General features: G+C 61.8%; 10 protein-coding genes. 3 read left to right on the top strand and 7 right to left on the bottom strand.

Features of this window, described 5'->3' with window-relative positions; translation table 11 throughout:
• Window positions 1-4 precede the first annotated feature (4 nt).
• Together kdpF and CXQ94_RS01830 are read right to left on the bottom strand one after the other, a co-directional pair.
• Window positions 5-97 carry a K(+)-transporting ATPase subunit F gene (kdpF, locus tag CXQ94_RS01835; protein ID WP_104086509.1) on the bottom strand — a complete coding sequence of 31 codons (93 nt, stop codon included), beginning with the start codon at window positions 95-97 and terminating at the stop codon, window positions 5-7.
• Window positions 98-304: 207 nt separating this feature from the next.
• Entirely contained in the window at window positions 305-1,054 is a 750-nt protein-coding gene (locus CXQ94_RS01830; RefSeq protein WP_104086508.1) for an SDR family oxidoreductase, read from the bottom strand.
• Window positions 1,055-1,183: 129 nt separating this feature from the next.
• On the opposite strand from CXQ94_RS01830, the gene CXQ94_RS01825 reads away from it, so the two are divergent.
• Window positions 1,184-2,560, top strand: coding sequence for an amidohydrolase (locus CXQ94_RS01825; protein WP_104086789.1), 1,377 nt, complete (start codon window positions 1,184-1,186; stop codon window positions 2,558-2,560).
• A 125-nt stretch (window positions 2,561-2,685) separates the two neighbouring features.
• On the opposite strand, the gene CXQ94_RS01820 is transcribed toward CXQ94_RS01825, so the two are convergent.
• The 3 genes from CXQ94_RS01820 to CXQ94_RS01810 form a co-directional block, all read right to left on the bottom strand.
• Window positions 2,686-3,348: a transglycosylase family protein gene (locus tag CXQ94_RS01820; protein ID WP_104086507.1), complete on the bottom strand. Its 663-nt coding sequence runs from the start codon at window positions 3,346-3,348 to the stop codon at window positions 2,686-2,688.
• 324 nt (window positions 3,349-3,672) lie between these two features.
• Window positions 3,673-4,833, bottom strand: coding sequence for a cystathionine gamma-synthase (locus CXQ94_RS01815; RefSeq protein WP_104086506.1), 1,161 nt, complete (start codon window positions 4,831-4,833; stop codon window positions 3,673-3,675).
• A 22-nt stretch (window positions 4,834-4,855) separates the two neighbouring features.
• Window positions 4,856-6,232 (bottom strand): cystathionine beta-synthase, encoded by a 1,377-nt coding sequence (locus CXQ94_RS01810; RefSeq protein ID WP_104086505.1) that lies wholly within the window; start codon window positions 6,230-6,232, stop codon window positions 4,856-4,858.
• An 85-nt stretch (window positions 6,233-6,317) separates the two neighbouring features.
• On the opposite strand from CXQ94_RS01810, the gene CXQ94_RS01805 reads away from it, so the two are divergent.
• A complete protein-coding gene (locus tag CXQ94_RS01805; protein WP_104086504.1) occupies window positions 6,318-6,737 on the top strand; it encodes a helix-turn-helix transcriptional regulator in 420 nt (139 codons plus the stop codon).
• 58 nt (window positions 6,738-6,795) lie between these two features.
• Window positions 6,796-7,197 carry a VOC family protein gene (locus CXQ94_RS01800; RefSeq protein ID WP_104086503.1) on the top strand — a complete coding sequence of 134 codons (402 nt, stop codon included), beginning with the start codon at window positions 6,796-6,798 and terminating at the stop codon, window positions 7,195-7,197.
• Between the two features lie 117 nt (window positions 7,198-7,314).
• On the opposite strand, the gene CXQ94_RS01795 is transcribed toward CXQ94_RS01800, so the two are convergent.
• Together CXQ94_RS01795 and CXQ94_RS01790 are read right to left on the bottom strand one after the other, a co-directional pair.
• The gene (locus tag CXQ94_RS01795; RefSeq protein WP_181034035.1) at window positions 7,315-16,101 is read right to left on the bottom strand and encodes a VWA domain-containing protein; all 8,787 of its coding nucleotides are present in this window, start codon (window positions 16,099-16,101) and stop codon (window positions 7,315-7,317) included.
• Window positions 16,102-16,611: 510 nt separating this feature from the next.
• On the bottom strand, window positions 16,612-20,064 hold the full coding sequence (locus CXQ94_RS01790) for a bifunctional proline dehydrogenase/L-glutamate gamma-semialdehyde dehydrogenase (RefSeq protein WP_258066553.1): 3,453 nt from the start codon (window positions 20,062-20,064) through the stop codon (window positions 16,612-16,614).
• Window positions 20,065-20,179 lie beyond the last annotated feature (115 nt).

Genomic DNA, 20,179 nt, shown 5'->3' with positions numbered 1-20,179 from the left:
CCGGTCACCACTTCTCGGGGCGGATGAGGGCGGCTAGTAGGTAAACCAGCAGCGCCAGCCCCACCAACCCCAAAATTAGCCACGTAAGAATTTCCACGACGAACCTGCTTCCAAAAGATGTGCGTTGATGTCTTTCTCCATCGCACACCCGTGGTTTAGCCGTGGCGGGTGTTTTTACGGGTTCTTAACGTCCGCTCACCCGTTCTTGACACGTTCCTGACAGTTGCCTGACAGCCGACTTCGCGCGGGGTGCACTTTCGCCCCGTGCAGGACTGCTTGCCAGTTCCGGGTAGAAGAGACGCGGCTAGGCGGAGAAGCCGCCGTCGGCCTTGATCAGCTGCCCGCTCACCCAGCGCCCGCCCGGCGAAAGCAGAAACACCACGGTGGGGGCGACGTCGGCCGGAGTCCCTAGCCGCCCACCCGGTTGCAGTGCCGTTAGTTCGTCACGTGTGGCTGCCTCCATCCAGCCCGTGTCAACGGGGCCCGGGTTCAAGACGTTGGCGCTGATGCCCTGCCCGCCCAGCTCTCGCGCGGCGGCAATGACGATGCGGTCCAGCGCACCCTTCGATGCGCCGTACGGCAGATTGAACGCCGTGTGGTCGCTGGTCAGCGCCACAATGGCACCGCCGTTGTCCGTAGTTTGCCGGGCAAAAGCGGCGATCAACTGCCAGCTAGCGCGGGTGTTTACGGCAAAGTGCCGCTCAAAGCTCTCCAAGGGGGTGTCCAGGATGCCCGAGTCAACCGATTCGCAATGCGAGAGCACCATGCCCGTCAGTGGCCCGGCGTCCTTGGCAATCGTCGCCATCAGATGCTCGACGGCGGACGGGTCAGCCAGGTCCGCCGGCACCGCCCACACCCGGGCGCCAGCGGCTTCGAGCTCGGCGGTGAGAGTGGCGACGTCGTCGGGCTGTACGCCCCAGGGCATACGGGCGTCGTAGGCCTGCCAGTAGTTCAGGACCAGGTCCCAGCCGTCGGCGGCGAGTGCGCGGGCAATGGCGGCGCCAATGCCCGCGGTGCGGCCGACGCCGGTAATCAAGGCTGTTTTGTGTGTCATCCGCCCAGCCTAATCTTGCCAGCCTAATCTTGGGACAGGGCCCAAGGGGAGGATTGGCGGGGTAAGTTGGAATTGGTCCACCGGGCCGCAACGTTTCCCGCACAGCCGTGCACGCATCGAAAGGCCGTCATGACTCCCACACTGCCCACACCCAAGCCAGCTTTTGTTCCGGGACGCGTGAGCAAGGCGGCCAGCGTGGCGACGTCCGGCGGCACCACGGGCAAGGGGCCGGGCAAGCCTTCCGGCAAAGGCAAGGCTCCGGCGGCCAAGCCGGCAGCCAACACGGCCTCGATCAGCGCGGCCATCCGTGAGGCCGCCGACGCCGCGAAGAGGCGCGTGCTGGCCATCATCAACGCCCACGTGGTGCCGATCGACGGGGAACCATTTGATGGCACGGTCCTGGTGGAGGGTGGGAAGATCCTGGCGTTGGGGGCCTCCGTGCAGGTGCCCGCCGGGGCAGACGTGCTTGATGCCAAGGGCCAGTGGCTGCTGCCGGGCTTCATTGACGCGCACGTGCACCTTGGCATGAACCCCGAAGGAGAGCTTGCCTCCACCAGCGACGTCAATGAGATGACGGACCCCGTGATGGCGGGTGTCCGGGCCATTGACGCCGTGGACCCCTTTGACCCCGGCTTTGATGACGCCCTGGCTGGCGGTATCACCGCGGTGAATGTGAACCCCGGCTCAGGAAACCCGATTGGCGGCCTGGCCGTTGCCCTGCACACGCACGGGCGCTACATCGAGGAAATGGTGCTGCGCTCCCCCAGCGGCCTGAAATCAGCCCTCGGCGAGAATCCCAAGAAAACTTATGGCGACAAGAAGCAGACTCCCTCCACCCGGCTGGGTACCGCACTGGTGATTCGGCAGGCTTTCATGGCCGCCCAAAACTGGATGGCGCAGCCTGAACCGCGGCCGCGCGACGCCCACATGGAGGCGCTGGCCATGGTGTTGCGCAAGGAAATTCCATGGCGCCAGCACTGCCACCGGGCAGACGATGTTGCCACGGCCATCCGGTTGGCCGACGAATTTGGCTACGATCTTGTCATCGACCACGGCACCGAGGCCCATGTCCTGGGCGATGTCCTCGCTAAGCGCGGCACGCCGGTGCTGATCGGCCCGCTGTTCACCACCAAGTCAAAGCCCGAACTGCGTGCACGTTCCATCGCCAATCCGGGCAAGCTGGCGGCGGCGGGCGTGGAAATCTCCATCATCACCGACCACCCCGTGGTGCCCATCAACTTCCTGGTCCACCAGGCCGCTTTTGCCATTAGAGAGGGCCTGGACCGGGACACTGCCCTACGGTCCATCACGATCAACCCGGCCAAGGTGCTGGGCCTGGCCGACAGCATCGGTTCCCTTGCCGTGGGCAAGAATGCGGACCTGGTGCTGTGGAGCGGGGATCCCCTTGACGTCATGCAACGGGCCCTGCAGGTGTTCATTGGCGGCAAGCCCGTGTACACGTACGACGCCGTTTCCCGGGTAGGTGCCGTAGCCTCGCGCGTGTAGCGTCCCCCACCCCGCCCCAACGCGGTATCACTTTTGGTGGTCTTTTCGGGAACGCGTGTGCAATTGATTGCACACGCGTTCCCGAAAAATGGGCCAAAGTTGATACCGCGTCGGTAGGGGCAGGATTACTGGGCCGGGAGTTGCAGGACGGCCCCGGTGAAGATCAGGTCAGGATGGATGACCGTGTCCATATTGGCGCTGTACAGTGCTGGCCAGCCACCCTGGATGCCAAGTTTCTCGGCGATGGTGCTCAGGGTGTCGCCGGAGGCAATGGTGTAAGTCTCGCCGCTGAGGGCAACGGGTGCCTGCACCACGGCTTGTACGGGAGCCAGTGCCTGAACCTGGGCGACAGGTGCCTGCTGTGTTGCCTGGACTGGCGCGGGTGCCTGCGCCTGAACGGGCGCCTGCGCTGGCACAGCAGCGGGTGCGTAGGCCGCACCGCCACCGCCGGAAAGCCCCAGCTGTGCCGAGCAGGCCGGCCAGGCACCCCAGCCCTGACCCGCCTGAATGCGCTCGGCCACGGCGATCTGCTGCTCGCGAGAAGCGCTTGCCGGCGACCCTGCCCCGCCGTAGGCCGCCCAGGTGCTGGCGCTGAACTGCAACCCGCCCGAGTAGCCGTTGCCGGTGTTGATGGCCCAGTTCCCGCCACTTTCACACTGTGCCAGGGCGTCCCAGGTGCCGCCGTCGGCCGCATTGGCTCCGGTTCCTGCCACGGCCATGCCCGCTCCGGCGATGGCCGCAACGGCGAGGCAACGGGCGATGTTGCGTGTAATTTTGGTGTTCTTCATGGATGCGTACTCCCAAAGGCCACCTTCGCTCCATCCGTCCCCGGACATCGTCGCGCCACCGTCCAACCTATTGATGTGGAGGTTGTTTCCGCAGCCCGCCGCATGACGGCGTTCGGTGTGTGCAGGCTACGGGCATTCGTGGCCCACCTAGGGGTGCGGCCGGCCCCGCAGGGCATCCTCCACGGTAAATCCGAAGCAAATTGATACGCAAATCAGCTTACTGTTACCTTATTGGCACTGTTTTTAACGGACGATTGATGTATTTTAAGCCTCAGCGCGAAACGCTCGCTCAGTCGCTGAGCGAGCGTTTCATGGTGCGGGCGGCTAGAGGGCGTTTAGCGCCTGCTCCAGATCCGCGATCAGGTCCGCAACGTCCTCGATACCCACCGATAGCCGGATCAGGTTCACCGGTACGGCCAGCTCGGTGCCCTTGACGGAGGCGTGCGTCATCTCCGACGGGTAGTTCATCAAAGACTCGATACCGCCCAGCGATTCCGCAAGCGTGAACAGGTGAGTGGATTCGGCCACCTTGCGGGCCGCCTCCTCCCCGCCCTTGAACTGCACGGAGATCATGCCGCCAAAGCCGCGCATCTGCTTCGCTGCCAGCTCATGTCCGGGGTGGCTGGGCAGGCCGGGGTACAGCACGCGCTCCACCTCGGGCCGGGTCAGCAGCCATTCGGCAATTTCCTGGGCATTGGAGGAGTGCCGGTCCATCCGCACACCGAGCGTCTTGAGGCCGCGCGTTGTCAGCCAGGCCTCCATCGGTGCGGACACTGCGCCCACGGCAAACTGCACGAACCCGATCTTCTCGGCCGCCTCCGGGTCGGAAAGCACAATGGCCCCTCCCGACGCGTCGGAGTGCCCGCCAATGTACTTGGTAGTGGAGTGGACCACCACGTCGGCCCCCAGAGCGAGCGGGTTCTGCAGGTACGGGGACGCGAAGGTGTTGTCCACCACCAGCAGCGCCCCGGCCTCATGGGCCACGGCGGCAATCGCGGCAATATCGGTAATCTTCATCATCGGGTTCGACGGCGTCTCCACCCACACCATTTTTGTCTTGCCCTCCGGCCCTCCCGCGGCAACAGCGGCGGCCAAGGCGCCGGCGTCGGACATGTCCACCGCCGCGTTACTGATACCCCAGACGGACAGGACCCGGTTGATGAGCCGGTAGGTGCCACCGTAGACGTCATTGCCCATGACGATGTGGTCCCCGGGCACCAGCAGCGCGCGGATCAGTGCGTCCTCGGCGGCGAGCCCGGAGGCGAAACTGAACGCGAAGTCCCCGCCCTCGAGTGCGGCGAGCTGGGCCTGAAGTGAATCGCGGGTCGGGTTGGTGCCGCGGCCATATTCGTAGCCGTTGCGGAGTTTGCCGATCCCGTCCTGGGCGAACGTGGTGGTTTGGTACAGCGGCGGGATCACCGAACCCGTGGTGGGGTCCGGTGTCTGTCCGGCGTGCACGGCTCGGGTGTTGAAGCCTTCAGTCATGGTCTCTCCTTGGGGTGGAATCTCAGTCGTTGAGGTAGGTCAGCAGGTCGTGGCGGGTCAGCACACCTACGGGCGCGCCGACAAACGTCACCATGAGCGCGTCCACGTCCTGCAGTTTGGTGCGGGCAGCGGAGATGGGTTCAAGTGAGCCGATGATCGGCAGGGATGCCTGCATGTGCTCGGTAATTTTATCCGTCAGCTTTGCCTCATGCCGGAACAGCTTCCCTGTCAGGGTGCGCTCGTCAACCGATCCGATCACCTCTCCCATCACCACCGGCGGTTCGGCCGTGAGTACGGGAATCTGCGAAACCCCGTACTCGGTCATCAGATTAATGACATCGCGCACCGTCTCGTTGGGGTGGATGTGCACCAGCGCCGGCAGTTGCCCGGTCTTGGCCTTGAGGACTTCGCCAATGGCGGGTTCGTCGGTGACCTTCAGGAAGCCGTAGGACTGCATCCATTTGTCGTCAAAGATCTTGGCCAGGTAGCCGCGCCCGCTGTCCGGTAATAGGACGACGACGACGGCCTCAGGTCCCAGCCCCTTGGCAGCTTCCAGTGCGGCCACCACGGCCATGCCTGAGGAGCCACCCACCAGGAGGCCCTCTTCTCGGGCGAGACGGCGGGTCATGGCGAAGCTGTCGTTGTCGCTCACCGCGATGATCCGGTGCGGCACGGAGGGGTCGTACGACGGCGGCCAGATGTCTTCACCCACGCCCTCCACCAGGTAGGGCCGGCCGGTGCCGCCCGAGTAAACAGAACCTTCCGGGTCAGCACCGATGATCTGCACTTCACCTTCGGGGCGGTTTGCGGAGATTTCCCGCAGGAATCGGCCAGTCCCGGAGATGGTCCCTCCAGTCCCCACCCCCGCCACAAAGTGGGTGACTAAACCGTTGGTGTCGCGCCAGATTTCTGGTCCGGTGGTTTCGTAGTGGCTGAGCGGACCGTTGAGGTTGGAAAATTGGTCTGGCTTGTAGGCGCCGGGGATTTCCGCCGCCAGACGGTCGGAAACACCATAGTAGGACTGCGGGCTGTCGGCAGGGACCGCCGTCGGGGTTACCACCACCTCGGCACCGTAGGCCTGCAACACCGCGCGTTTGTCCTCGCCCACCTTGTCCGGGACCACAAAAACGCACTTGTACCCGCGTTGCTGGGCCACCATGGCCATGGCCACACCCGTGTTGCCGCTGGTGGGTTCCACAATGGTGCCACCAGGATGTATCTTGCCTTCTTTGGCGGCCTCGTCAAGCATTTTCACGGCGATGCGATCCTTGGCCGATCCGCCCGGGTTCAGGTACTCCAGTTTCACCAGCACTGTGGCCTGGATTCCGGCGCTCACCTTGTTAAGTTTCACCAACGGGGTGTTGCCGATCAGGTCCAGGACGGAGTTCGCATACTTCATAGCTTCCAAGGTAGTCCTCTTGGCTTGCCCCAAGCCACCGCAGGTTACCTTCGGGGTCGAAAGCTTGCGGTGGTAGCCTCAAGCCATGACGCCCGAGGAACTCTCCAATCTTGTGTATTTGCGCCGTGCCCGGGACATGATTGACAGGGATTATGCGCTGCCCTTGGACGTGCCCACCATGGCGCAAAAGGCCTTGATGTCCCCCGCCCACTTTTCCCGCAAATTCCGGGCCGCCTATGGGGAAACCCCCTACGGATACCTCATGACCCGGCGCATCGAGCGTGCGGCAGCGCTGCTGCGTGACGGGACGTCGGTGACGGACGCCTGCATGGCGGTGGGGGCCACCTCACTTGGCTCTTTCAGTTCCCGGTTTACCGAGATTATGGGGGAAACGCCCAGTGCTTACCGGAGCCGTGGCCATGACGCCATCGAGGCCATGCCGGCCTGCTTCGCACGCTTCGCCACCCGCCCCCAACGAAATCCGCTCACCCGTAGCACGCCCTAGGGCCAGCCGAGCAGGATTCAAGAAGCGCCACGGCCATGCGCGCATTAGCGTTGGTGGCATGACTATTTCATTGAAGTACACACATGTAACCGTCAGCGACACCGACGAATCCCTCGCGTTCTACCGGGATGCCATGGGTCTGAGCGTGGTCCAGGATGTCTCCTCCGGACCGTTCCGCTGGGTCACCATGGGCACGGACGACGCCGATGGCCCCGGCATTGTCCTCTCCGTCCCTCATGCCGGCCGCTCCCAGTCCGACGGCGACATCCTGGCAGAACTCCTCGCCAAGGGAGTGCTTCCCATGCTCGTCTTCAGCACGGACAACCTTGACGCCGCCTACGAGAAGGCGGTGGCCGCCGGGGCCGAGGTTCTGCAGGAACCAATCGAGCAGCCGTGGGGCCCTCGCGACTGCGCATTCCGGGACCCTTCGGGCAATATGGTCCGCATGAACCAGGGGTAAATCCCGGATCCGGCCCCAGGTCCAGTCCCGGCCCCTAGCCGGGCGCAAACAACGAAGGGAGGTGTCGACCCATGGGGCCGGCACCTCCCTTCGAAGTTCCTTACTTGTAACTAGCGGTTAGTGACTTGCAAGTTCGGCCTGCTTCTTCCGGCGCTTGTAGCCGGCGAAGACCAGCAACCCACCCAACAGGGCCAGGGCGCCACCTACTCCCATCAGACCACCGGAGTTCATACCGGTATGGGGGAGCTTCGGAAGCGGCGTCGTGACAGGCACCAGGTCGGTGGAGCAATCGTTGTCTGCACGATCGTCTGGCTTGTTGTGCGAGACGCAGGCGGTGTTTGCAATATCCGGGTAGGTATTGCCCGCACCTGTCCGGGGTAGGTCTCCGACGGTGGTTGCCAAGGTGATGGTGGATTCCATCCCTGCGGTAAACACGCCCTCGGTGCCAATGTATTTTGCATGCAACACCGTGGCAGTGGTGCCTGTGAAGTCCCAGTCATTGGTGGGCTGCAAGGAATCAATATTGATGCTCAATCCCTGCGGCATGGGGTCCTTGACCAGCACTTGGTGAGTGTCGTACTTGCCGTGGTTGGTGACCACCATCTGGTAGTTGATTATCTGGCCCTTGCCGGATTCGACGGCGTCGCCCGAGATGGGCTTGTGCGTCTTCACGATGCCCATGTCGTAGGCATCGATAAGTCCACAATCATCCGCAGAGCTGGTGAATTCACCCGACGTCACCTCACCCTTGTTCAGAATCGATGTTCCATCCACTCCGTGGCACTTCTCCACAGGCGCCGTGATGTCGACATCAAGAACAATGGCGACCTGGTAGCTGAACGTGGTGGCCGGCGGAATGCTGCCGCTGGCTACCGTTGCCGTTGTACCCGGTGCCCACGACGCCGTCTTGGGTGCCGGGGTTCCGGCACCAACGGCAACTGCCGTCCAGTTGCCCTTGGCCTGGACACCGGCTGCAAGCCCCGGCGTCGTATCCTTCAAGACAAACTGTGCCGAGGTAGTTGCTGACGGGTTCTTGGCTTCGAGCAGGAACGTGACGTTCCAGGTGCCATCTGCATTGCGGTTGGAGGACAACAACTTCTTTCCGACAACGGGGATGGCCGGATCCGAACATGCCACAGCAGTCAGGTCCTTCCCTGCAACAGTAAGGACGGCAGCGTTCAGGAACCCGCCGGGAGTCGATTGGTCCGGGTTGCATGTCATGCTTCCCGAGTCGACCGCCTTCTGGGTCAGGTTCGCGTTCACACTCACCGTATACGTGTCGGTTACCCCGGCAGCGATCACGGCACCGGTAGCCAATACGTTCTTCGGATCCTCCATCGGCTTAGCCCAGGAACCCTTGGCGTCAGCAGGACCAGCCCATGCTGCCGAGTTGACCGTAATACCGGCACCAAACTTCAACGTGTCAGACAGGTTGTATTCGGCGCTGGCACCGTACGGATTAAACTCTCCCTTGGCGGGCTGTGCAACCGTAACGGCATAGACAACATCCCAGGTTCCATCGGCCTTTTGCGTGGTGGAGACCACCGTTTTGGTATGCGTGGGAAGGACATCTTCCGGATCAATACACGCCTCAGACGTCTTCTCATCTGGGCCAACGGTCAGGATGGCCTTGTTGTTCAGCCCACCGTCAGTGACGGCGCACTTGGCCAGTGTTGTTGCCTCGGCAGCAATCTTTACCGTGAACACCACGGTGTACTCATGCTTGGCGCCAGCGGCAATCTCGGTGGAGGTTCCCATAACCGTGACTTTGCCCGCCGCAAACGTTGCCTTCGCATTGTCTACGGTGACGCCTGAAACGACGGTTCCGGTGGTGAACTTCGGCTCGTCCACCAGGGTGTAGAAGTTGGAGGTCGTGTTGGCGGTGTTGTCCACCGTCAACTTGTAGGACACCTTCCATTCCTTGGGAACTGTCACGTTCGGGACCGCGCTGATGGCGGTCTTGACGATCTTGGGTGCGCCCGGAGGGGCACAGGCCGTGACCTCTGTGGTCTTACCGGCAACGGTCAGGCCCGCGGCGTTGTTGAACGCGCCGGGGTTCTTCACGTCAGCCTGGCACTTCCCAGCTTCAGCGTCGATCGCGCCCTTGGGCACGGCGACACCACTAACAGTCACGGTGTAGGCCATGCTCGCGCCAGCGGCCAGAGGCCGCCCCGATGCCAACACCGTTTTAGGCGTCGCATTCGGATCAGCCCAACTTCCGGTGCGTCCGTCACCAGCCCATGCGGCAGCACCAACGACGAACCCGGCACCGTAACGCAAGGTGTCATCGAGGTCGTACACGCCATTCACAGTTCCGGTGTTCTTCACCGTCACCGTGTAGGTGATTCCCCATGTGCCGTCGGCTGCCTGCTTCACGGAACCGGCATCAACAGTCTTCGTGTGGGTCATCGTCGGCAGAACCGGCGGTGCACACGCATCATCGATCATCTCGATGGTGCCAGTGGTCAGGGTTGCCTGGTTGAAGTAACCCGTGCCCGAACCGGCACACTCCAGCAACGAATCCTTCGTCACCTTGGAAATATCGGCCACTACCGAAACCAGGTACACATCCTTCACCGGAGCCTCAGGCGTACCGGCAGCAATCGAAGCACCCGTTGCCAGCTGCTTGGAGAGATTCCAATCCGCAATGGCCACGCCGTTCTTCGTGGCACTGCTGGAGACCACGGTGATCCCGGAAGCGTAGTCTGTTGCATCGGCTAGATCGTAGAACATCGCCTTGGCGCTGCTATTAGTCACCGTCAACGCATACGTCACAACCCAATGGCCGGTCGCGGCATCCCAGACAGGATCCCCGGACATCGACTTATCAAAGGACAGCTTCTCCGGCGGCGCACAGTCGGCCACCGTCGAATCGTTGCCAGCGACCGTCAAGGTAGCCGCATTCAAGAAACCACCATTGCTAGCTTTGTCAGGATTACAGACAGTCGTATTGTCGTCCCAGGCCTTCTGGGTCACTGTCGAATTCACACTCACCGTATACGTGTCGGTAACACCGGCAGCAATAACCGCATTCGTAGCCAACGTTGCCTTGGGGGTCTCCATCGGCTTGGCCCATGAACCCTTGGCGTCAGCGGGACCAGCCCATGCTGCCGAGTTGACCGTAATACCGCCACCAAACTTCAACGTGTCAGAGAGGTTGTACTTGGCGCTGGCACCGAACGGATTGAGCTCTCCCTTAGCAGGCTGAACAACCGTGACGTGGTACACAACATCCCAGGTACCGTCGGCCTTTTGCGTGCTGGAGACGACGGTCTTGCTGTGGCTCGGATTGGCCTCCTTCGGTTGAATACAGGCCTCGGAAGTCAACTCATCCAGACCAACAGTCAGGATTGCCTGGTTGTTCAACCCGTTGTCTGCAATCCCGCACTTCTCCAAGGCGGCTGCACCGTCAGCGATGTTCACGATGAATGCCACCGTGTATTCATGCTTGCCGCCAACAAGAATCTCCTTGGCGTCACGGACCACGGTGACCTTACCGGCTACCACGGTTGCCGGGGCGCCGTCGACGCTGGCACTGACAATGCTCGTTCCTGTGGTGAAGTTCGGCTTGTCTACCAAGGTGTAGAAGTTGGAGGTCGTGTTGGCGGTGTTGTCCACCGTCAGCTTGTATGACACCGTCCACTGTCCGGGAACCAATACGTTCGGAACCACGTCAATGGCGGTCTTGACGATCTTGGGCTTGCTGGGAGGCGCACAGGCTGCGACCTCTGTGGTCTTACCGGCAACGGTCAGGCCCGCGGCGTTGTTGAACGCCCCGGGGTTCTTCAGGTCGGCCTGGCACTTTCCAGCCTCAGTATCGATCGCACCCTTGGGCACGGCGACACCACTAACAGTCACGGTGTAGGCCATGCTTGCACCGGCAGCCAACGGCCGCGCCGATGCCAACACCGTTTTGGGCGTCGCATTCGGATCAGCCCAAACATCAGTGCGCCCGTCACCGCTCCACGAGGCGGCACCCACGAGGAACCCTTCACCGAAGCGCAAGGTGTCATCCAGGTCGTACACGCCACCATTGGTGCCCGTGTTCTTCACAGTCACCGTGTAGGTGATCCCCCACGTACCATCGGCTGCCTGCTTCACGGAACCGGCATCAACAGTCTTCGTGTGGACAAATGTCGTCGACGGCGGCGGCGCACACGCGTCGTCAATCATCTCGATAGTGCCCGTGGTCAGGGTGGCATTGTTGAAGAAGCCTGTCCCGGAACCGGCACACACCAGCAACGAGTCCTTGGTGATCGCCGAAACATCGGCCACCACCGAAACCAGGTACACATCCTTCACCGGAACCTCAGGCGTCCCGGCCGCGATAGGGGCATCATTCGCCAATTGCTGACCCAGCGCCCATCCTCCAACGGCAACGCCATTCTTCGTTGCACTGCTGGAGACCACGCTGATCCCGGAGGCGTAGGCAGTGGCATCATCCAGGTCGTAGAACTGCGCCTTGGCGCTGCTATTGGTCACCGTCAACGCATACGTCACAACCCAATGGCCAGTGGCCGCATCCCAGACAGGATCCCCGGACATCGACTTATCAAAAGTCAGCTTCTCCGGCGGCACACAATCGGACACCGTGGTCGAGTCGCCACCAACGGTCAAGGTAGCCGCATTCAAGAAACCACCATTGCTACCGCCGCCAGGAACACACACGGCAGTCTTGTTGTCCCAGGCATCCAGGGACACGGCCGCATTCACACTCACCGTGTACGTATCTGTAACTCCAGCAGCAATAAGAGTCTTCGGGGCAGGCGGGGCCAGCGTCGTCGTCGGATTCTTCATCGGCTCCGCCCACGTCCCGGACTTGGCGCCAGGGCCAGTCCACGACGCCGAATTCACCGTAATACCAGCACCAAACTTCAACGTGTCAGTTAGTTCATACTCGGCACTGACGCCGAACGGGTTCAGGTCATCACTCTTGGCTGGCTGTGCAACCTTGACCTCGTACACAACATCCCAGGTCCCGTCAGCCTTTTGCGTGCTGGAGATGACAGTTTTGGTCGGTGTCGGACGAACTTCGTCAACATCAACACAGGCGTCGGCGGTGTCGACGTCTTGGCCAACGGACAGCACTGCCTTGTTTTTGAGTCCGCCGTTGTCCTTGCACTTGGGCAAATTAGCTGCAACATCAGCGGCGATGTTCACCGTGAATGCCACGGTGTACCCGCGCTTTGCACCCCCGGCAATCTCAGTGGGGGTTCCCACCACGGTGACCTTGCCCGCTGCATACGTTGCCGGCACACCGGAAACTGTGACCCCGGCAATGGTGACGCCGGCTGGGAAGTTTGGCTCGTCATCCAATGTGTAGTAGTTGGCTGTCGTGTTGGCGCTGTTGTCCACAGTCAACTTGTACATGACGTTCCACTCACCCGGAACATTCACGTTCGGAAGTGCGCTGAGTGCCGTCTTGACGATCTTGGGCTTGCTGGGAGGTGCACAGGCCGTGACCTCCGTTCTTACACCAGTAAAGGTCAGGCCCGCGGCGTTGTTGAACGCCCCCAGGTTCTTTCCGTCAGCAGGGCACTTGCCGACAATAGTATCGATGGCACCCTTAGGCACCATGACACCACTAACCTTGACCGAGTAGACCATGCTCGCACCGGCCGCCAGTGGCCTGCCCGATGCCAATACCGTGGTGGTTGTTGTCCCCGGGTCGGCCCAGGATCCACTGCGCCCATCACCGGTCCACGAGGCGGCACCAACGTTCATGCCCGCACCGAAGCGCAGGGTGTCATCAAGGTCATACACGCCACCGTTGGTGCCTGTGTTCTTCACCGTCACCGTGTAGGTGATCCCCCACCTGCCGTCAGCGCCCTGCTTCACGGAACCGGCATCAACAGTCTTCGTGTGAACAAACTTCGTCGACGGCGGCGGCGCACACGCATCATCGACCATGTCGATGGTGCCCGTGGTCAGGGTGGCCTCGTTGAAGAAACCTGTCCCCTTGCCGTTACATTCCAGCTTCGAGCCCGGGGTGATCTTGGAAATATCGGCAATGACCGAAACCAGGTACACATCCTTTACCGGAGCTTCGGGCGTACCGGCAGCAATGGATGCACCCGTTGCCAACGGCTGGGGCAACGCCCAACCTCCAACGGCAACACCGTTCTTCGTGGCACTGCTGGAGACCACGGTGATCCCGGACGCGTAGTTCGGCTCATCCTTCAGGCTGTAGAACATCGTCTTGGCACTGCTATTGGTCACCGTCAACGCATACGTCACAACCCAATGGCCGGTCGCCGCATCCCACACAGGCGCCCCGGACATCGACTTATCAAAGGACAATTTCTCCGGCGGCGCACAATCGGCCACCACTGTCGACTTGCCCCCCACCGTCAAGGTGGCAGTGTTCAAGAAGCCACCATTGCTGGTCTTATCCGGATTGCACACATTGGTCTTGTCATCCCAGACCTTCTGCGGGACGGTCGAATTCACACTCACCGTGTACGTATCCGTAGCCCCGGCACCGATTACGGCTTTGTCAGCCAACGTTAAAGTCGGGGTCTTCATCGGATCCGCCCACGTCCCGGACTTGGCACCAGGGCCAGTCCACGACGCCGAATTCACCGTAATACCGGCACCAAACTTCAACGTGTCAGTCAGGTCGTAGGTACCCGGCACCACTGCGCTCTTGTTGATGACTTTGACGTCGTAGGAGGTGGTCCAGGTGCCGTCAACGTTTTGAGCGTTGGACGTGACCGTCTTGGTAACGTCCACGCCCTGATCGGCGTGCGCGTTGTTGATGGTACAGACCACGTTTTGGCCTGCCTTCAGGCCGGCCAAGGTGGCCGTGCCGGCTGCTCCCTTGGTGACCGTGACGGTCCCTGTGTCCGTGACACACGACCAGTCACCGGCATTGAATTCGCCAGAGTTGGCGAATCCTGCCTTGGCTGCTTCACTCAAGGAGTACTCCACGCCCGCACTGACAGCGAATTTGGGGGCCGTGTCGCCGCCAGCTGGGTTGGTAACAGTAGCTGATCCTGCTCCGGTGCCACTCAAAACCCAATTGGTATTCGGCGTCGCGGCACCGCTGACAGTCTTCTTCAGCTGCAAAGTGGGGGCGCAGTCAACCGTATTGGTGAGTGCGTATGAATTTAGGCCTGCGAGAAGCACATGGCTTCCGATGTCTCCGGAGGGGACGTTGACACAGCCTGCGGGAACCACCACAGACTCATTGACATCTACAGAGTTTCCGGCTGCATAGCCGTCATAGATGGTGCCGAACACGGGTGCACCCTGCTGAGTCAGTTCCAGCTTTGCCGTGTAGCCGCCAGGCTGAGAACCATCAGCTACCGCGGGGGCACCGTTGATCACCCATTTTTTGGTGACCACCACCTGGGCCGGGATGGGAAGCTGCCTGTTGGTGAACAAACAGCTCATCGGAACATTGGATGCCGCCTGGAATGATGCCGCTCCGGTGGCGGTGTCAAAGGTGGTGGTGACTTCTTTCCCATCAACCTTGCACGTCGCCGAAACAGGGACAAAGTTGGGCTGGAGAGTCTCCTTGATCGTCACGGTTGGCGTTGTGCCAAAAGGGATCTCGATGGGAGTGGTGGTGAACCCGTTCTTGCCGCCGGAGGTCACGGCGGTGGTAGCTGTGGCGCCAATGGTCGAGCCAGCGGAGATCGTGTTGTCGAATTTCCAGTCGTTTGAGAGCTCCGAATTCGGTACCAGATTTCCATTGATGTCCTGGATCTGCTTCTGGATGGTCATCTGGCTATTGCAAACACCCGAGACCAGTTTCGTCAGGACCTCGGCCAAATCTGACTCATTCTGCCCCGTCCCGGTCAGGAAGTAATCAACGCCCTTTGTCTGGCCGGAAAGAGAACGAAGATTAGGTTCGGAGCCAGTGCCGGCGAGCCCCATACCAATGGCAACCACCCGTGTTCCTTGGTTCTTGATGGCGTTTGCGGAGGAAATTCCTGCCTCAACATTTTGGAAAAAGGACCGCTTCCCTCCTACACCGTCGCCGTAGGAATTATCCGAAGTTGGGTTGCCATCGGTCAGCATCAGAACCAGGTCGTACGCTTTGCCCGTCACGGGGTCTCTGGTCGGCACGTCCGGGTCCGTAGCTACCTGGTAGAGACCTGCATCCCAGTTGGTCACGCCGCCGGGGGCTGGCAGATTATTGATGAAGTTGTGCAGCTTTGCTTCATTCGCGGACGTAGTGGCAGTTTGCGCCAGCTTGCGGTTGGCCGCGACCATGGCAGAGTCACTGAAGGAGTACATGGCAAGGGTGGACGGCGTGCCTGTCAGCGTCTTAATGGCGGCGTTGGCAGCAGCTTGCATTAGCGCTTGCTTGCGGTTGCCGTTGTCGCCCATAGACGCCGACTGGTCCAGGACCATGGCAATATTTGATCCGCAAGTGGCGGGTGCCGGCGGATTCACCAAGGAGCTCATCAGCGGCCCGAGGAACCAGTTGTTCTTGTCCGGATCGGAACTGTCGAAGCGAGGATCTTTGGCTCGTCCGTTCGTGCCCTGTGGCAACGTGATATTGGAATTGACCACGGCCTTGGTGCCATCGGAGTCGCCCGTATAGAAGACATACGGAACAGCGGCCACAGTGTCCTTGGTTCCCATACCAAGGGAGGGACTTGTGTACCATCCCGTGGCACCCGCCGTCTGTGAAATCTTCCATTTGCGTCCAGTGGGGACGCTGATGACACATTTGGAATTCGCATCGACAGTGCAGCTTTCCGAACGCTCGTTGGTTCCGGACACCGATGTCGCCGTGAAGACGGCCCCCTCGGGGCCCCTCCCCACATTCTTCTCAGCAGCACGGATACCACCGGACAGTACGGTGATGGTGACGTCACCTGGCGCTGCCATTACGGGGGCCAAACCACCCACCGTCAAGCCAAGGGCCACCATGGCGACAACGAAGGCCATGGCCTTGCGCCTGGTCTTCCGGAGCCGAGCCCTGACAGATGGTTGCGGCTTTGTATACCGCGTCCCGGCTTCCCGGCGACTGGCAGGGATGTTTCCTTGGTCTGACACTGTTTTCGGCCCCCCGAATAGATTTCTTGACTTAAGTCCTGGCGTGCCGAGACAAGCCGCGCGCAATTTATAAATTGCTTTTAATACCATATTAACATTGTTTATTGGATAATGAGACGATCTTCACGGTATTTTTCGGCCAATCGGGCAGGAAACGCGCCTAGGAGGCCCGCACCTTGGCCTATCGGATAGAAAATGTGGCCGACATCATGACCATTCTCAAGCGCCAGGACATACCAAGGGGTTTCGAGTGCGCGGCCGATCCAGCTCGATGAATGGCCCACAAGGAACGTCCTTAAACGAAAAATGCGCCCGTTCCCCTTTCTCGCGCCCGGCAGACCGGGGGCGAGAAAGGGGAACGGGCGCGTAATCCCGGCGGAAGCCGGTGGGAGGCCGTGGGGACTAGATCAGGCCCTCCGAGAGGTGGTTCGGGGTGCCGAAGCGGTGCGCGGTGATGCTCACGGCCTGCTCGTGCAGGAACGGCAGCATTTCAACGCGGCCGGCCTCGGTGACCTCGCCATGGTAGATGGCCAGGTCGGGGCGGCCGTCGGTTGCCTGGTACACGGCGGTGGAGTCTCCGCCGATCAAACGGATGCGTCCGGCACCGAAGCGGCGGGCGGTGGCCAGCCAGTCGGCGTCGTTCTCCACGGTGACGTTGATGCCCAAGCCCACCAGCAATGCTTGTACCGCGTTGGGAAGTACGACGCCGGAGGAGACTACCGGGGTGGCCCCGGCGGTGATGACTGCCGCGAGGACGCGCAGCAGCTTGGCGACAGACTCACCCTCGGCCAGGCGAACCAGGGGGTTCAGCGGCAGGTAGCGGAAGACGTTGCGCTCGGCGGTCAGTGCCGAAACGTCCTTGGCCACGCCGAACTCGGATGCCCATGCCGCGGCGTCGCTGTGCAGTGAACGCGTCAGGAATGCCTGATCCTCGCCGGACAATTCAGAGGCGGCGTTCAGCAACTTGGTGGCTGCCTTACTCAGGGGCGCGGTTGCCGTGGAAACGGCGGTTTCCCACGACCCCAAGCCCATGAGGTAGTTGGGGCCGCCAGCCTTGGTGCCCGCTCCCACGGCCGACTTCTTCCAACCACCAAACGGCTGGCGCTGCACAATAGCACCGGTGATGCTGCGGTTCACGTACAGGTTTCCGGCCTGGACGGTGTCCAACCACAGCCCAATTTCCGCGGAATCCAGCGAGTGCAGGCCCGAAGTGAGGCCGTAGTCGATCCGGTTGACCATCGAGATGGCCTCTTCCAACGTCTCAGCCTGCATGACACCCAGTACGGGGCCGAAGAACTCGGTCAGGTGGAAGTTGGAGCCGGAAGCCACGCCTGTGCGCACGCCTGGGGACCAGAGGCGCCCGGTGTGGTCAAGCATCCGTGGCTCGATGGCCCAGCTTTCGCCCGTGTCCAGGGTGGTCAGGGCGGCCAGCAGTTTCCCACCGGCAGCTTCAATGATCGGCCCCATCTGGGTGGTGGCGGTTTCCGGGTAGCCAACGCTGAGGCTCGCAGCGGCGTCCAGCAGCTGGTTGCGGAAGCGTGCTGACTTGGCCACGGAACCGACCATGATGACCAGTGAAGCGGCGGAGCACTTCTGGCCGGCGTGGCCGAAGGCCGACTGCACCACGTCCTTGGCCGCAAGGTCAAGGTCGGCGCTGGGGGTGACGATGATGGCGTTCTTGCCGGAGGTCTCAGCCAGCAACGGCAGGTCGGTGCGGAAGCTGCGGAACAGTTCGGCGGTCTCGTAGCCGCCGGTCAGGATCAGGCGGTCCACGCTGGGGTGTCCCACGAGGGCCTGCCCGAGCTCGTTTTCACCGAGCTGGACCAGGGCCAGCACGTCACGGGGCACGCCAGCATCCCAAAGGGCCTGAACCATGAGCGATCCGCTGCGCTGGGCCTGAGGCGCCGGCTTAATGACGACGGCGGAGCCCGCGGCAAGTGCCGACAGCGTGGATCCTGCCGGAATGGCGACGGGGAAGTTCCATGGCGGGGTCACAACGGTGAGCTTCGCGGGGACGAACGTTGCGCCGTCGACCGTTTCCAGGTCCTTGGCGCGCTCGGCGTAGTAGTGGGCAAAGTCCACGGCCTCGCTGATTTCGGGGTCGGACTGGTCCAGCGTCTTGCCGGTTTCAGAGGCCATGACCTCCATGAAGTCGGCGCGGCGGGTTTCCATCATGTCACCGGCGCGGTGCAAAATGGCTGCACGCTCGGCACCGCTCATGGCACCCCAGGCCGCAGCGGAGGCGACGGCGGTGTCAACAATCTTGTTCAGCTCGGCCAGTTCGGTCACAGTGGTGGCCGCAACAATGTCATTGGCCAGTACGGAGCCGGGGATGCGGGCCAGAATGTCCTTGCCCCAGGCGTGGTTGGCCACCAGCGACGGGTCTGTGTCCGGGGTGTTGGTGAAGGAATCCGTGGGTGCGGCAACGGCAGGCTGGTTGCGGTCCTGGACGCGGTTCGTCGGCGGAACCGTGGTGTCCAGGTCCGCCAAGGAGGCCAGGAAGCGGTTCTGCTCGCGCTCGAACAGTGCCTCGTTCTCGGAGAGTTCAAACACTGCGGACATGAAGTTGTCCTGGCTGGCACCCTCTTCCAGGCGGCGGATCAGGTAGGCGATAGCGACATCGAACTCGCCCGGGTGAACCACGGGGGTGTAGAGCAGCAACGAGCCGACATCCTTGCGGACGGCCTCGGCCTGGCCCGTGGCCATGCCGAGCAGCATCTCAAATTCCAGCTGCCCGGTGGTGGTGTCGATGCCGCGCTGCTTGGCCAGCAGCCAGGCGTGGGCCACGTCGAAGAGGTTGTGCCCGGCGACACCGATGTTGACGGCGTCGATGTGCTCGGGTGTCAGCGCGTAGTTCACGATGCGCTTGTAGTTGGTGTCCGAGTCCTGCTTGGTGCCCCAGGTGGCCAGCGGCCAGCCAAAGACGGACGCCTGGACCTGTTCCATGGGCAGGTTGGCGCCCTTGACGATGCGAACCTTGACGGCGGCACCGCCGTCGGCGCGGCGCTTGGCGGCCCACTCCTGGAGGTCGATCATGGCGGCGAGAGTGTCTGGCAGGTAGGCCTGCAACACGATGCCGGCTTCAAGGTTCTTGAACTCCGGCTTGTCCAGGATGCGCTTGAACACGGCGATGGTCATGGTGAGGTCTTTGTACTCTTCCATGTCCAGGTTGATGAACTTGGCCTTGGGGAAGGAGTTGGCCAGCGTGTACAGCGGGGTGAGCTTGTCAACGATGTGATCGACGGCGTCGTCGAATGCCCACGGGGAGTGGGGCGCCACGGTGGAGGATTCTTTGATGGAGACGTAGTCGACGTCGTCCCTGGCCAGGAGCTTGAGGGTTCCCTCAAGGCGGCGGGCGGCTTCATGGTCGCCCAAAACGGCTTCGCCGAGTAGGTTGATGTTCAGGTCAACGCCACCCTTGCGGATTTTCGCGATGGCCGGGCCCAGCTTCGCGTCGGTGGCGTCCACGATCAGGTGGCCCACCATTTCGCGGAGCACACGGCGGGCGATCGGGATGACAAGTTGCGGCAGGATCGGCGCCATGACGCCACCGATGCGAACGGCGCTGCGCATGTACCACGGCAAGAATGCCGGGACCTTGGGTGCCAGGATGGCCAGATTGCGGCCAGCCACAGCAAGGTCTTCCGGGCGGACGACGCCGTCAACGAAGCCAACTGTGAAGTCCAGCCCGTTGGGGTCCTTCAGGACACCCGCCAAACGCTGGGCGGAGACGTCGGCCGGGAACTTGGCGGCCTCTGTCAGCCAGTGCCGAACGAGGGCTATCGTTTCCTGTGCAAGATCGTTGCTAGGAACCGGAATGTTTGCGGAGATGGCCGCGGTGACGGAACTTGTCATAGTTGCTGATGCATTCATTTCTACTGGTGCCAAACGGGCGGGGTAAAGGTTTTCTAATCACCAGTATGAGACTTTTGTTCAATAAGCAAAAGTGGTGATTTATGATTAGTATTGA

Origin of the sequence: Arthrobacter sp. GMC3 (genome assembly GCF_002929305.1) — a bacterium.
GTDB lineage: Bacteria > Actinomycetota > Actinomycetes > Actinomycetales > Micrococcaceae > Specibacter.
The sequence above is the reverse complement of the archived record's forward strand: the minus strand, read 5'-3'. Positions and strand labels throughout refer to the sequence as shown.

Coding starts and splice junctions, on each gene's coding strand:
- CXQ94_RS01795 (WP_181034035.1), bottom strand. CDS start 16,101: ATGGCCTTCGTTGTCGCCATGGTGGCCCTTGGCTTGACGGTGGGTGGT.
- CXQ94_RS01830 (WP_104086508.1), bottom strand. CDS start 1,054: ATGACACACAAAACAGCCTTGATTACCGGCGTCGGCCGCACCGCGGGC.
- CXQ94_RS01800 (WP_104086503.1), top strand. CDS start 6,796: ATGACTATTTCATTGAAGTACACACATGTAACCGTCAGCGACACCGAC.
- CXQ94_RS01810 (WP_104086505.1), bottom strand. CDS start 6,232: ATGAAGTATGCGAACTCCGTCCTGGACCTGATCGGCAACACCCCGTTG.
- CXQ94_RS01825 (WP_104086789.1), top strand. CDS start 1,184: ATGACTCCCACACTGCCCACACCCAAGCCAGCTTTTGTTCCGGGACGC.
- CXQ94_RS01820 (WP_104086507.1), bottom strand. CDS start 3,348: ATGAAGAACACCAAAATTACACGCAACATCGCCCGTTGCCTCGCCGTT.
- CXQ94_RS01790 (WP_258066553.1), bottom strand. CDS start 20,064: ATGACAAGTTCCGTCACCGCGGCCATCTCCGCAAACATTCCGGTTCCT.
- CXQ94_RS01805 (WP_104086504.1), top strand. CDS start 6,318: ATGACGCCCGAGGAACTCTCCAATCTTGTGTATTTGCGCCGTGCCCGG.
- CXQ94_RS01815 (WP_104086506.1), bottom strand. CDS start 4,833: ATGACTGAAGGCTTCAACACCCGAGCCGTGCACGCCGGACAGACACCG.